At 42.7% G+C, this 14,191-nt stretch carries 12 protein-coding genes; 2 read left to right on the forward strand and 10 right to left on the reverse strand.

Annotated elements, in window-relative coordinates:
• Window positions 1–54: 54 nt before the first annotated feature.
• Entirely contained in the window at window positions 55–1,587 is a 1,533-nt protein-coding gene (locus tag H513_RS0101455; protein WP_026799103.1) for a BCCT family transporter, read from the reverse strand.
• 298 nt (window positions 1,588–1,885) lie between these two features.
• Window positions 1,886–2,758 carry a WD40 repeat domain-containing protein gene (locus tag H513_RS0101460; protein ID WP_026799104.1) on the reverse strand — a complete coding sequence of 291 codons (873 nt, stop codon included), beginning with the start codon at window positions 2,756–2,758 and terminating at the stop codon, window positions 1,886–1,888.
• A gap of 117 nt (window positions 2,759–2,875) precedes the next feature.
• Between H513_RS0101460 and recQ the strand changes: the two genes are divergently transcribed.
• Window positions 2,876–4,672 (forward strand): DNA helicase RecQ, encoded by a 1,797-nt coding sequence (gene recQ, locus H513_RS19410; protein WP_051239572.1) that lies wholly within the window; start codon window positions 2,876–2,878, stop codon window positions 4,670–4,672.
• A gap of 76 nt (window positions 4,673–4,748) precedes the next feature.
• Here the strand turns inward: recQ and H513_RS0101470 are convergent, their stop codons facing one another.
• From H513_RS0101470 to H513_RS0101505, 8 genes are all read right to left on the reverse strand, one after another.
• Window positions 4,749–6,167: an MBL fold metallo-hydrolase gene (locus tag H513_RS0101470; protein ID WP_026799105.1), complete on the reverse strand. Its 1,419-nt coding sequence runs from the start codon at window positions 6,165–6,167 to the stop codon at window positions 4,749–4,751.
• Window positions 6,168–6,451: 284 nt separating this feature from the next.
• The gene (locus H513_RS0101475; protein WP_026799106.1) at window positions 6,452–7,900 is read right to left on the reverse strand and encodes a glycoside hydrolase family 32 protein; all 1,449 of its coding nucleotides are present in this window, start codon (window positions 7,898–7,900) and stop codon (window positions 6,452–6,454) included.
• 12 nt (window positions 7,901–7,912) lie between these two features.
• Entirely contained in the window at window positions 7,913–8,860 is a 948-nt protein-coding gene (locus H513_RS0101480) for an aminoimidazole riboside kinase (RefSeq protein ID WP_026799107.1), read from the reverse strand.
• 81 nt (window positions 8,861–8,941) lie between these two features.
• Window positions 8,942–10,327: a sucrose-specific PTS transporter subunit IIBC gene (locus H513_RS0101485; protein ID WP_026799108.1), complete on the reverse strand. Its 1,386-nt coding sequence runs from the start codon at window positions 10,325–10,327 to the stop codon at window positions 8,942–8,944.
• A 252-nt stretch (window positions 10,328–10,579) separates the two neighbouring features.
• A complete protein-coding gene (locus H513_RS0101490; RefSeq protein WP_026799109.1) occupies window positions 10,580–11,404 on the reverse strand; it encodes a PRD domain-containing protein in 825 nt (274 codons plus the stop codon).
• Between the two features lie 100 nt (window positions 11,405–11,504).
• The gene (locus H513_RS0101495) at window positions 11,505–12,005 is read right to left on the reverse strand and encodes a PTS sugar transporter subunit IIA (RefSeq protein ID WP_026799110.1); all 501 of its coding nucleotides are present in this window, start codon (window positions 12,003–12,005) and stop codon (window positions 11,505–11,507) included.
• A gap of 330 nt (window positions 12,006–12,335) precedes the next feature.
• Window positions 12,336–12,512 (reverse strand): hypothetical protein, encoded by a 177-nt coding sequence (locus tag H513_RS21850; RefSeq protein WP_169449927.1) that lies wholly within the window; start codon window positions 12,510–12,512, stop codon window positions 12,336–12,338.
• Window positions 12,513–12,561: 49 nt separating this feature from the next.
• Window positions 12,562–13,434: a GNAT family N-acetyltransferase gene (locus H513_RS0101505; protein WP_026799111.1), complete on the reverse strand. Its 873-nt coding sequence runs from the start codon at window positions 13,432–13,434 to the stop codon at window positions 12,562–12,564.
• A 240-nt stretch (window positions 13,435–13,674) separates the two neighbouring features.
• On the opposite strand from H513_RS0101505, the gene H513_RS19415 reads away from it, so the two are divergent.
• Window positions 13,675–14,190, forward strand: coding sequence for a CotY/CotZ family spore coat protein (locus tag H513_RS19415; protein ID WP_051239573.1), 516 nt, complete (start codon window positions 13,675–13,677; stop codon window positions 14,188–14,190).
• The last annotated feature ends 1 nt before the right edge of the window (window position 14,191 follow it).

Genomic DNA, 14,191 nt, shown 5'->3' on the forward strand with positions numbered 1-14,191 from the left:
CCCCCCTATGATATAAGAAAAACCCCCTCACAAAGATTGTGAAGGGGTTCGTTATTATTTACCTTTAATTTGCGTATTATACAATTCTTTAGAAACACGAGGTGCGAGCCAGATGACCGGTAGTAATAAGATGGACACAGGCACTGCCGTTACGACGATGAAGTTCTGAAGGGCTGATACGCCGCCTTCACCCACATAAAGAAGAATGGCTGCAATCGTACCCATTAGCATCGCCCAGAAGATTCGAACCCAAACTTTTGGATTTCCTTCACCAGACACGGCCATCGCAATCGTATAAGACATCGAGTCACCTGTCGTTACTACGAAGATGATCGTTAGAAGTAAGAATAGCGGTGAAATAATTGCTGCCAACGGAAGTTGTTCCGTAATCGCAATCATCGCTGCTGGCATACCACCATTTGTAAGCTGCTCAGAAACAGATCCAGGGTTTTCGATTTCAAATGCGATTCCTGAACCACCTAGTACAGTAAACCAGAACGTTGTAATGATTGGTGCAATAACACCTACCGCTGTAATAATTTCACGAATCGTACGACCTCTAGAAATACGGCTTACTAGAATTGCCATCATTGGACCATACCCAATGAACCAACCCCAGAAGAAGACCGTCCAGCTACCTAACCATTCAACGTCAGCGCGGTACGTACTCATTGGAATGAAATTATCCACGTAGAAACCAAATGAAGAAATAAAGTAATCAATGATGAACCCACCAGGTCCAAATACAACCGTGAACGCAATGAGTCCAATTGCAAGTCGAACGTTAAAGTTACTTAAGATCTGAATTCCTTTATGAAGTCCTGTTACCGTTGAAATTGTGGATACAACAACAAGACCGATAATAATCGCAAGCTGAGTTGAGAATTGATCTGGAATTCCAAACAGCGCGGATAAACCGTAGCTTGCTTGTAAGCCAAGGAATCCGATTGGACCAATTGTTCCAGCTGCAACTGCGATAATGGCAAATGCATCAACAATTGTTCCAAGTGCACTATTACGAAGACGCTCACCAAAGATTGGGTATAGAAGCGTTCTTGGCTTCAACGGCATACCCTTATGATAGTGACCGTACATCATGACGACGGCACTGATTGTTCCAAGAATTGCCCATGCTAGGAAGCCCCAGTGCATAAAGCTTTGCGCAAGCGCAGGAACAATCGCAGATTCAGACATAGCTTCAATGCCACCGTTAATCGGAGGGGTTGTCATAAAGTGGTACATCGGCTCAGCCGCTGCCCAGAACACGCCTCCACCTGCGAGTAACGTTGCCATAATAATAGACAACCATTTGAAGGTACTCATTTCAGGTTTTTCTAAATATCCTAAACGAACTTTTCCGTATTTTGAAAATGCTACATATAAAGCCACTAAAAAGTTTGCTAACATAAGTACTTGCCAGAAAGCACCGAAGTACTTAGAGGACCAAGCAAATGTAACGTTAACGAAGTTTGAGACTCCGTCAATACTAATAAAAGCTGCAACAACGAATGCAACAAGCAATCCTCCACTGATGGCGAATACAGGCCAATCTATTTTAGAAGTATGCTTAATAGGATCTTCTGACATTTTGGATAATATGCTCCTTTTGTGTTGATGTCATTTGGTGTCGATAAACACATGTTTCTTACCTTCTCATAACTTTCTGTTAACTGTAAAGCTAGGCGCTTATATCCGAAATTTTTTAAAGATTTGTTCTGTTACAAAGAATAAGAATGTGGTATAACGTGCGCACGAAGAAAGTGAGTGAAGAAGATAAGGTTCATTTCCCCGCTTTCTTCCTCTATCATCCTGCACACACTCCCTTCATTATGAACCCAACACTCATCTGTAACAGAACCTTATACGGATAGCAGTTTATTTACCTCTATAATGTCCAAATACGTATACGCTTATCCGCGGATGCAAGCGCTAGTGCTTGTCCATCTCGTGAGAAATTTAGCGCGTAGTTCCCTTTTGATTTAAGGTCGAAGTGAAATCGTTCTTCCCCTTCACGTGTCATCAGCTTCACAGCATATGGAAGCGATATTGCGAAGTGCCTTTCATCCGGATGAACGGCTAAGGAATAATACGCCTTCTGAGAGAGATTAACAATTTCAGATCGGTTATGGCTCGTTAAGTCCCACTCGTACACCTCCCCGTTGTAGCCAACCGACAACGCTCGTTTCCCCTTATCAAAGAATTTAAACCCCATTACAGCCATTTCGTGTGCAGAATGAAGATAATCTACCTCTTCCCCTGCAGTAGAGAGAAACGTCACCTCTTCTCCAAGGCCTCCAATGGCTAATAAATTTATTTGACTACAATAATGTAACAAGTTGATATTTTTAGAAGTTGCCTTTTTCTCTAAACAAATTGTAAAGTCTTTAAGAAGAAGCACTCCTACCATGAACTTTGGTGTACTATAGAAGAGCTTACCTTGTAGCTCATCAATAAACAGGGAAGAAACCCCTTTCTTATCCACTTGAATAGATCTTAACTGTTCCCCTGATTGCACATCCCACTCTATGACGTAGCCGTCTTTCGCTGCGGAGTAAAGGACCGTCCCCTCTTCGTTAAATACAATCCCATTAACAGATTGTTCGTGACCCTTTAAATCATGTACGAGCTCTCCACTCCTTACATCCCACACGCACAATTCACCACTAAATCCTGCAGAAGAAACAAGCGCCCCATCCGGTGAGAACACCGCTTTATTTACATGGGAGGAATGCCCCATTATTGTACGAAATAACTTCACGTTTCCACTCTCCTATCTCATCTCAGTCCTTTAGTAAAGAGCTATTCCCTTTCTACTAAAAATGATACGATAAGTGAAGATTCATTACACGGACATTATTGATTGGGAGGAACCATGATGCTTGAACAAGCCCAACAAGTGTTAAAGCAATATTTCGGCTTCTCGTCCTTTCGCCCTGGACAAGAAGCTGTAATTAAACACGTTCTAGAACAAAGAAACACAGTCGGGATTATGCCGACAGGAGGAGGGAAATCGTTATGTTACCAAGTGCCTGGACTTCTGTTAGAAGGAACAGCTGTCATCATTTCCCCCCTTATCTCCCTCATGAAAGACCAAGTAGACTCCTTACAAGCTTTAGGTATAGAAGCGACGTATGTGAACAGTTCATTAAGTAATGACGAGTTAACTGAACGTCTTAGAGGACTTGAACAAGGGGCCTACCAATTTATCTATGTAGCGCCTGAACGCTTTGACAGCGACCGATTCATCCATGCACTCCGTAAAACCCCACTCTCTCTTATCGCCTTTGACGAGGCGCATTGTATCTCACAGTGGGGGCACGATTTCAGACCGAGTTACCGTTCCATTATTCATAATCTAGCTAAGCTTAACGACCTCCCGGTACTAATGGGATTAACCGCAACTGCTACAGAAGAGGTCACAGAAGATATCCAACAGCTACTTCACGTAAGTGAGGAGGCAACCGTCAATACAGGATTTGCCCGCGACAACCTCGCATTCCAAGTCGTAAAAGGGGCAGAAAAACACGATTACATTGAAGAATATATCGCTTCAAGACGCAACGAGTCAGGTATTATCTATACTGCAACCCGTAAGGATGCAGACCGCATCTATGATTGGCTAAGCCGTAAAGGACACCGCATCTCAAAGTATCACGCTGGACGTTCCGAAGAAGAGCGGAAACAAGCACAGAATGACTTTATCCAAGATGAAGTTCAGCTTATGGTAGCTACTAACGCATTCGGGATGGGCATCGATAAATCAAACGTCCGTTACGTTATTCACTACTCACTTCCGATGAACATTGAGTCTTATTATCAAGAAGCTGGACGGGCTGGTCGAGACGGTGAACCAAGTGATTGCATCTTGCTATTTTCACCAAAGGATATTCACTTGCAGAAATTCCTGATTGAGCAATCCAACATGGATGATGAGAAGAAGACGATGGAATACCAGAAACTTCAACAGATGGTCAATTACTGCCACACTGACCGTTGCCTGATGAACTTTATGCTTACGTACTTTAATGACCCATTTAACAGAGAAGAATGTGGTGCTTGTAGCAACTGTTTATCAACAGGTGAACAAACGGACCGGACGAAGGAAGCCCAAATCGTCTTATCTTGTATTAAGCGAATGGGTGAACGCTTTGGAGCAGGGATGGTCGCAAAGGTATTAAAGGGTTCGAAAAGCCAAAAAGTACTCGACTTCCGCTTTCACACTCTTTCTACTTACGGCCTCTTGTCCAAATGGAAAGAAAAAGAGATTGCACAATTTATTCAATACCTAATTTCTGAAGGAATTGTGAGTGCAAGTGAAGGGCAATACCCACTTCTTAAACTTACTCAAGAAGCCCTTCCTGTCCTAAAGTCAGAGCGCACTGTCACCATGAAGGTGGAGACACCTGTTCAGCAGCAAACGGATGAGAACGTGGATCAAGAATTATTTGAGCAACTCCGATCTCTCCGTAAATCCATCGCAGATGAACATGAAATTCCGCCTTATATTGTATTTTCCGATGCAACACTAAAAGAAATGACCATTCATCTTCCAACAACGAAAGAACACATGCTTTCCATTAAAGGTGTTGGAGAGAAGAAATTTGAACAATATGGTGATGTGTTCTTAGACAGAATCACATCATACAGAGCCGTCGTAGACGGTACTATATAAGACAAACAAGTTCTGAGAAACAAAAAAAGCACAGAGTCTTAACTTAAGACTCTGTGCTTTATACTGCTATAAGACTTTATTTAGTTTGAGGAAGGTCTTTCTTGGACCAAGCACCGAAACCGCCTGCCATGTTAATGACTTCTTTAATTCCATTTGCTTGTAGAATACTTGTAGCCATCGCAGAGCGACCTCCTGATTGACACTGAAGTACAACCGGCTTATCCGTTGGTACTTCTTCAATGCGGTCCTCAAGGTATCCTAGGTGGATGTGTGTAGCTTGTGGAATATGGCCGTCGTTCCACTCGCCTTCGTTACGCACATCAACTAGATTAACATCGCCATTTTCAATTAGAGGTGCTACCTCTTCAGGTGTCTTAATGGTGTAAGATTCCATTTTCATTCCTTGCTCTTTTAAGCTCTCAATTTGCTCAGGCGCCATAAATCCATCGATTTGGTCTGCCCCAACGGAACGAAGTGCTTGTTTAAGGTCAGACATTGCAGATTCGTTCGCGATTAGATGGACAGGCTTATCATAATTTACAATCCAACCAGCCCAGTTAGCGAATCCTTTGTTATGAGGAATGTTAATTGTACCTGGCACGTGCTCTTTCGCAAATTCACTTGCAGGACGTGTATCAATCATTTGAAGGTGGTCCTCTAGTTTCGGTTGTAAGATGGAAACAGAAGGCTTCATTTCTTCTGGTTCGTCTAGTTGACGAAGAAGAGCCGGACCTTCTTTATTCACTTTCTTCATGACCGCAAAGTACTTCGGTGGTTCTGGTTGTTCAGACGTTAGGTCTTTAATAAATGTTTCTTCATCTTCAGCAAGAAGCGCCCAGTTGGTTAACTTCTCATATCCTACTGTACTTGTAGGGATTGCACCAAGAGATTTACCGCAAGCACTTCCCGCTCCGTGTCCTGGCCATAATTGCATATAGTCTGGTAGGGCTTTGAAGCGTTGAAGAGAAGCGTACATATCGCGTGCACCTACTTCAGAAGTATTCTCTTGTCCTGCCGCTTTCTCAAGAAGGTCTGGACGACCTACATCACCAACGAATACAAAGTCCCCTGTAAAGATCCCCATTGGATACTCTTGGCCACGGTCGTACAATACAAAGGAGATGGACTCTGGTGTGTGTCCAGGTGTATGCATAACTTCAAGTGTTACATTCCCTACTTTGAACATATCTCCATCATGAACAAGCTGGTGATTAATTTCGTCTAGGAATTGGTAAGACCATTCATTTCCACCTTCACCAGACAACATTGCAGTTGCTCCTGTTTCAATGGCAAGTTCTTTCGCTCCGGACACGAAGTCTGCGTGGATATGAGTTTCTGCTACCTTCGTAATCGTAAGTCCTTCTTGTTTCGCAGTTTTTAAATAAGCTTCTATATCGCGAGAAGGATCAACGACCAATGCTTCACCCGTAGCTTGGCACCCTACCATGTAAGATGCTTGTGCTAATTTTTCATCGTAGAAATATTTTAATAACATGTGTCATCCTCCATTCAATTATTATGATCAGTTGTTCTATCCATACTTTACATTACAACTGTTAAGGCTAGGTTAACAAATACCTAACAGGGTATATTTTTGGACAAAAAACAACCTCAACTTTCTATATATCGACTATAACACAGCTACCCCCAGGGGTAAAACAACATGCTTATTCTTTTATTCCTGTAAGAAGCTCTCCTGCTATTCTTCGTTTACACTTTAGAATCATTAGTTAAACAATACAGAAAAAGCAGGCACCTGAACAGGTACCTGCTTAACCGTTATACGTGTAAATGCCATCTTGAGATGTCTGCTGTTACCGAACCGTTAGCAGCGAATAAGATCGTTGTATTCTCTGCATCAGGGAACATTCTAGATGTAAACACTTCTTCGCCACCATTCACGAAAACCTCTAGAGAAGAGGTATCTAAGAACAGACGCAACTGTTTTAAATCTTCCACATAGCAGTGGCGAGATTCCGTACGTCCGTTAACGAAACTCTTACGTTCAAGCGTTAGCAATCCTTCTTTACGATTGTAAATCAAGCGCATATTATTACGGATTTCAATATCAAAGGACTTGGATAAGTTCTTCTTAATATCAATCTGTAACTCTACAGAAAGCCCGTTAATTCCACCGAATTGCTTCACTTCGTTCTTAATGTCAGCATCTTCATACTTCATTTGAGCTCCGCGTTTCGTCTCAAGCTCTTTAATCGGTTTTTGAATAACTTTGCCATTTTCTAGAGATAGTTCTCTTGGCATTGTCAGTGTGTGCACCCATTTATGCTTGATGGTTGGTTGTTCTTCTTCATACTGGTCTGGAACACCCATCCATCCGACTAGAATACGACGACCTTGATCATCGACTGTTGTCTGCGGCGCGTAGAACTCAAATCCTCGGTCAAGTTCTTGGAATTCTCCGTGTTGAAGATGGCCGGTCTCGTAGTTAAGACTGCCAACAAAGTAGCCAGATTGATACACATTATTGTAGTGCATGCCTTTCGCTTCTAAACCTTGAGGGGAAACGGCAAGCACATCTTGTCCATTTAGATGAAAGATGTCTGGGCATTCCCACATAAATCCGAACTCATCCAACTGGTCTGTATGACTTCCAGTTACGACTCCTACATGCTCCCAAGCATGGAGGTCATCAGATACGAAGAGAACAGCGCGCCCTTGTTCGTCGTGGTTCTGAGTGCCAATTACCATATAGAATCGCCCTGCTTCTTTCCATACTTTCGGATCTCGGAAATGAGCCGTATACTCCTCTGGCAATTCTAGAACAGGACCTTTCTTCTCAAAGTGGATGCCATCTTCACTTATAGCCATACACTGGTAGCTTTCGCGATTACCGTCTTCATCCTTCACATTCCCAGTATAGAATAAGTATAATTTCCCATCGTGCTCGATTGCACTCCCGGAGTAACACCCATCTTTCTCATACCATTCAGAAGGGGTAAGAGCGATCGGTTGCTCTGTCCAAGTGACTAAATCTTCTGATGTATAATGACCCCAGAACTTCGCGCCGTGACCTGTCTTAAACGGCATCCATTGATAGAACATATGGTAGGTTCCATTGAACTGAATAAATCCATTTGGATCGTTTAAGAGTCCGACTGGAGGCATAATATGATACTTCAGACGATATGGGTCTGCTTCGACCATCGTTTTATGCTTTTCAACTTGTTCGTAGGCTTCTTGTCTTAATTGTTCGTCGCGTTCAGACACTTGTAACACTCCTTATTTCAAGTAGGATTCGACTTGAGAAGCAGTTGGAAGAGCAGTCATTGCTCCTTTAGTAGCAGCAGCCAATGCGCCGGACACTGCACCGAACTGTGCCATCTCTTTTGCTTCTTCTACGGTCATGCCTTCAATAGTTCCTTCAAACTCATTTATAGAGTGTAACACACCAGATACAAAAGCGTCTCCTGCCCCGGTCGTATCAATAGCTTTTACTTTCATCGCGTCCACTTTCGCCTTTCCATCACGAGTGACAACATAACTTCCCTCTCCACCTAATGTGACAAGCATGAATGGGATGTTGTATGGCGCCATCTTCTCGATTCCTGCATCAATGTCGCTTTCTCCTGTAATAAATTCAAGCTCTTCTTCTGAAATCTTAAGAACATGAACTTGGTCGAGCATCGAAATAATCGTTTCACGTGCTTGTTCTTCGCTTGGCCATAAGTTCAGACGTAAGTTCGGGTCATAAGATACAACCATGCCGTTTTCTTTCGCTAATTGTACCGCTTGTGCAGTCGCAGATTTAACAGGCTCGTTGATCATAGAGATGGAACCAAAGTGTAGCACCTTATTTTCCTTAAACAGCGATTCTTCAACCTCATCTACTTGAAGGAATTGGTCAGCACTTGGATTGATATAAAAGTCAAAACTACGTTCGCCACCTTCTCCCAACGTCACGAACACCACGCCTGTACGGACATCTTTAGAGAAAATCATTCCATCCGTTTTAACACCATAATCCTGAAGTGTTGTTTGTAGGAAACGACCTAGTACGTCTTCCCCTACTTTGCCAAGAAACGTCGATTTCGCGCCTAGACGTGCCAATCCAACGGCTACGTTTGCCGGTGCGCCACCTGGGCTCTTCTGATAATTCATATTTTGTTCATCTAGAGGGATAAAGTCGATTAATGCTTCCCCTAAGCTGATTACACCTTTTTTTGTCATTTGAGTCGTACTCCTTTCTTCTAGTACCTGTATGTACTTAAAAAAAGTCAGGCAGAAACTTTGCCTGACTTTTATTATAACTTATTTTTCTTCTTTCCAACCTAGTAGGAATGTGGCAATAAATGCTGTACCTACTGCAATTGCAAAACCAATTACGTAATTTAGTACGTCTGTTGCAATGGCAGCCATCGGAGCACCAGTTAAGCCAATACCGTTAGCTTCTACACCCATCATCGTTACGTAGAAACCACCTAGAGCGCCACCAATAAGGGCAGCGATGAACGGACGACGGTATTTCATGTTCACACCAAAGATTACCGGTTCAGTAATCCCTAGGAATGCTGAAGTTGCTGCAGGGATAGCAAGTTCTTTTGTTTTCTTATTCTTCGTCTTGAAGAATACAGCTAGACCTGCACCACCTTGGGCTACGTTGGCCATAGACCAAATTGGGAGCAAGTAGTTGCCACCTGAATTAAGCAACTCTGCCTCAATGGCATGGAAGCTGTGGTGTACACCTGTTAATACAATTAAAGAATACGTTCCGCCGAATACCAATCCGGCAAGTCCGCTACCAAAACCGTAAACAGCATCTAGAGCGAACGTTACACCGTTACCTACAACACGGCCAAGAGGACCAATAACAAGTAATGCGACAAATCCAGTTACAATAACCGTTACGAACGGAGTTACTAATAAGTCAATTGCACTTGGCGTAATCTTACGCACGCCACGTTCAATCTTAGACATCGCATACACAGTTAAGAGTACAGGGATTACCGTACCTTGGTAACCGAGTAATTCAACGTTCATCCCTATGAACTCCATTGTCTCAGGCGATGCTCCCCCTTGTAATCCCCAAGGGTTTAATAATTCTGGGTGGGTCATAATTCCACCAATAACTGCACCTAGATACGAGTTCCCCCCGAATTCCCTGGCGGCACTAAAACCAATTAGAATCGGTAGGATAATAAATGCTGCACTGGAGAACATGTTAAGCAATACATAAATTGCACTCTCTGGTGTAAAGACTTCATACGTATTTAGAAGACCAAGTACACCCATTAACACACCACTGGCAACGATTGCCGGAATGATTGGAACGAAAATGTTAGATAGTGTCTTCGCAAAGCGTGCTAAAGGATTCATGTTTTGCTTAGCCGCTTCTTTATGGTCAGCTCCTGAAGAGGATTGCTGGTTGCTGCTTGTTTCTCCCGCTTCAATGCCAAGCTCTTGAGCAAATGGTTGGTACACTTTGTTTACTGTACCTGTACCGAAGATTACTTGGTATTGACCTGAGCTAGAGAAAGCGCCCTTTACACCGTCAAGTTCTTCGATCTCGCTTGAATCGACTTTGCTTTCATCGTCAATCACGAGACGTAAACGCGTTGCACAGTGTGTCGCACTAACGACGTTTTCTTTACCACCAAGAAGTGGGACTAATTCTTTGGCCACTTTGTTGTAATCCATGGTGTATCTCTCCTCACTTTTTTATTACATTAACCAACCGTCATGAGAATCATGCAATGAGTATCAATTGTGTTATAAGTGCACAAAAAAAGGCAAGACCTAAAATAGTCATTTGGGTACACGTAGCCCAGATGAACATTTTAGGTCTTGCCTGCCGAACAGTCACAATCCTACATGATGTCGCTTTGTTAATACGCTTTCATTATAAGGGACGCTGTCGAAAGTTGTCAAACATTCGCTTTACTAAAGGTGTTAAATCCGGTCAATAATTCGTTGGATATGAAGGGCAATATACCCAATTTCTGATAGAGGGAATTCGTATTGGTATTCCTGCTTCAGAAATTGCGCTAGTTTCTCAGATAAAGAAAAAGCCTGTTCATACTTGCTTTGAATGAGTTTAAGCATATCTTCATCCATATCGTGAAACGGTACGCCATCTTCGACACGTGTGATAGCGAAGCGCAAGTGTGTGATCATCCTTTGATGGGAGATTCCATCTTTATCGATTTCCGTATCTAATTCCTTCTCCAACAATTCGACAATTTCATTCAACATCGTCGTTTGTTTCACTGTATTCTCCATAGAAGAACCGAGCTTTGCTGTATGAATGTGTAAGGCAATATGCCCTGCTTCATCCTCAGGTATGGTCAACCCAATTCGCTCTTGAATTAAGTCTCTCGCCCATAGACCAATTTGATACTCTTTCGTGTAAAGCGACTTAATCTCATGAAGTAATTTATTCTGAACGTCAATGCCCTCTTTCAAGCGTTCAATCGCAAAGGAAAGATGGTCCGTCAGCGAAATATGAATATGATCGCTCAATGGAACCTGAAGTTGCCCTTCCGCATGACTAATAATTTCCTCAGCAAGAGAAATGACTTCTTCGGGTAGTGTCCGAAGAAGTTCTTGAAATTTCTCATTGCCCTCATTCATCACAAAGATTTTCTCAATCTTTGCATTCGGAATTACATCGTTCTTCTTTTTCTGAAATGCAATACCGGGACCCATTACGATTTTTTCTTGATTGCCTTCTTTCACAACGACGGCATTGTTATTTAAGATTCGGTTTATTCTCATTGTGGCTCCCCACCTCTTAGATAGGCTACGGAATGTTTTCCTTTACCTATGTTGCCTTATGTCACGCAGAATGACAAATGTCGTTGTTTCTAAAGGACACTTACTGGTTAACCTTCACTTGTAGAAGTTCAGTTTCACCTTTTGTTGCTTCGCCAGAGTTTAGCTTGTCCATCTGCTCAACGACATCGCTATTTGTAATGATGATTGGCGTTACAATACTTTTAGCCTTTTCTTTAACAAGGTCTAAGTCGAATGTAATAAGCTTGTCGCCAGGTTTCACCTTGTTGCCCACTTCTACATGACCTTCGAATCCTTCGCCGTTCATGCTTACCGTCTCAAGGCCGATGTGAACTAAGATTTCAAGACCAGAATCTGTCTTAATTCCGATTGCGTGCTTCGTTGGGAACAGTTGAACGATCTCACCTTTAACTGGAGATACAACTTCACCTGAAGTAGGCTCAATCGCTAGCCCTTCACCCATCATTTTCTGAGAGAATACTGGGTCTGGCACTTCTTCAAGGTCTAAGATTTTACCTGTTAGTGGAGCTACCAATAGTTCTTCGTTATTTTGTTCCTTTTTACCAAATAGTTTTTTAAACATGCTCAATCACCTCGTGTTAATTTTTTACATTAAAAAAAGACCTAAAACGCATGTCTTCCTATCACGCTTCTAGGTCTTGCCTGCTATACCAGTCACAATCCTACTAATATGAACTTATGTTAAGATTAGAACGGTTTCAATCTTTTGTCAAGTTTATGCGACTGGCAGCTTGAACAAGACCCAATTTGCTTAGTTGCAGTATTCCCCTTCGTCCTCAGCAGGCAAACTACAAGATTGGTTATAAAGCGAATAGCGTTCCTCAGGACATACCATTAACATACCCATCTCCTGGTCATCCATGTATGAAAGAACGGGAAATCTTCGTTAATCTCATTCCCCTTCACTAATTTCACTTTCCTTATCCCGACCTCTTAACTGGCACTCCGCACAAGTTTTCATTCCTTTCTCTTGTCTTGTGCGAAGCAATTGACCACATGTAGAACACTTCCCAAATTCATTCGGATTCGCTTGGCTCATACTAAACAATTCATGTTCAGGTCCTACCATTATTGCCACACTCCCTTTTATAACGGTATGTAGCCGAGAATAGCCATTCCTAAACCTTGTCGACATGCTCATAGTCGAAACGAATGACGACCGATTCTCCAATGGGTTCATAACCAATATTCTGATACATGCGATTCGAATAGATGTTGTCTTTATCCGTATATAAACAACAGAATTGATATCCACCTTGAAGCATCTCTTCTGACAAGGCAGTGACGGAAGCCGTTGCATATCCATTCTGCTTGTGTTTGTCTGGAGTGAACACCCCATTAACGGAACATCCATTCCGTGTTGAACGCGTTTGATTAATCATGGAAACAGGCTCCCCACCTACATGAAAGAGCCGAACACTCTCGCGCTCCACATATTTCTCCGCCATATATTGCGCTGTACCGTGATCAATTTGCTCGTTCGCTTGGTCTCCAAATTCAACTAACCATTCTTTAATCAAATTTGAATGCGCTGGTGTTGCTTTCAGAAGCTCACCATCTACTCGGTTTAAATCTTGTCTCACACGGTTTAATACATAGACCCATTGGTTCATATGAATGGTTGAAGTCGCTCTCAGTTCTTTGCACCACCGCTGTGCAAAGCGCTCCACATTCTTCGGATCCCCGATTACAGAGCCGACCGGCAAGTTGTTCGCCTTAAAGTAAAGAACAAGTTCCTCAATTTCGTTTTCTGTTAGTTCGTCGTTTGTTGCCATGATCCAGAAGGATGGCTTCGTGCGCATAAGAATGCATCGCTTGATCCCACGGGTCGAAAGGTGACCTAGAAAGGGTTGGATATCAAGTGCGGAAGCGTCGTGATTTATACTCATCGCAACTCCCATCGGCAAATTGTGCAATGCTTCATTCACTAGAAAGAATGGTTCAACTTCAGATAGAAACTGATTCGGGCAATTGTATGTGAAGACCGTCATCCTATCTCCTCCTAACAGGCATCCTATAGTAGTTAAATTAGAAACACATGCGACATCTCTATTAATTACCCATTTTCTACCTATCCTCGTCATATTCCTGCCTTCTATACAGTTGTCCCTGATGAAAATGCATATTTCGCTAAATAAGGACAAATCCCTCATACAATAAGCGGCATATCTCCATAGATTGTTAGTAAGCAATGACTAATCAACTACACCATTTATAAGGAGTGTTTCATGATGAGTTGTAAAAACGAGCGCTGCGTATGCGAGAAGGTGCGCTTAATCGCAGATGCGCAAGACCAAGTGAACGACCACTGTTGCACATCGAGCTGTGAGCGTTCAATTGATGAATTGTTGAGCCCAACCTCTAGTGACAAGAACACCATCCCGTTCCTCTTACTATGCGGATGTGAAAGCAAGTTCCCAGGGAAACCTTTCTTCGGTACTGGCGTGAAAGTAGATGACGGATGCTTCAAAACCGTTCATTCCCCATTCTTCCGTGTGAAGAAATTTGTAGAAGGCACAGAATGTTGCGCCATCTTAGAGTTGCTATTCCCACACGATAGAAGTGATTGTAAGCACCGTGGCTTCCGACGCTTTGCTCGCTCAGGAATCTGCCTAGAAGTCGACCTTAGCTGCTTTACTGGTATCACATGTTTCCCTGCCGTGAACGCCGACAACAGCAACACGATGAGAGGCTGTGATTTAGACGCAGCTATGGACCTAATCGAAGACATGAGAGACGACTTGTAAA

Source organism: Pontibacillus halophilus JSM 076056 = DSM 19796 (assembly GCF_000425205.1).
Classification (GTDB): Bacteria; Bacillota; Bacilli; order Bacillales; family BH030062; genus Pontibacillus_A; species Pontibacillus_A halophilus.

Excerpts from the sequence above, each read along its gene's own strand:
- H513_RS0101490 (WP_026799109.1), bottom strand. The coding sequence starts at position 11,404 with ATGAGAATAAACCGAATCTTAAATAACAATGCCGTCGTTGTGAAAGAA.
- H513_RS0101505 (WP_026799111.1), bottom strand. The coding sequence starts at position 13,434 with ATGACGGTCTTCACATACAATTGCCCGAATCAGTTTCTATCTGAAGTT.
- H513_RS0101480 (WP_026799107.1), bottom strand. The coding sequence starts at position 8,860 with ATGACAAAAAAAGGTGTAATCAGCTTAGGGGAAGCATTAATCGACTTT.
- H513_RS19415 (WP_051239573.1), top strand. The coding sequence starts at position 13,675 with ATGAGTTGTAAAAACGAGCGCTGCGTATGCGAGAAGGTGCGCTTAATC.
- H513_RS0101455 (WP_026799103.1), bottom strand. The coding sequence starts at position 1,587 with ATGTCAGAAGATCCTATTAAGCATACTTCTAAAATAGATTGGCCTGTA.
- H513_RS21850 (WP_169449927.1), bottom strand. The coding sequence starts at position 12,512 with ATGGTAGGACCTGAACATGAATTGTTTAGTATGAGCCAAGCGAATCCG.
- H513_RS0101485 (WP_026799108.1), bottom strand. The coding sequence starts at position 10,327 with ATGGATTACAACAAAGTGGCCAAAGAATTAGTCCCACTTCTTGGTGGT.
- recQ (WP_051239572.1), top strand. The coding sequence starts at position 2,876 with ATGCTTGAACAAGCCCAACAAGTGTTAAAGCAATATTTCGGCTTCTCG.
- H513_RS0101470 (WP_026799105.1), bottom strand. The coding sequence starts at position 6,167 with ATGTTATTAAAATATTTCTACGATGAAAAATTAGCACAAGCATCTTAC.
- H513_RS0101495 (WP_026799110.1), bottom strand. The coding sequence starts at position 12,005 with ATGTTTAAAAAACTATTTGGTAAAAAGGAACAAAATAACGAAGAACTA.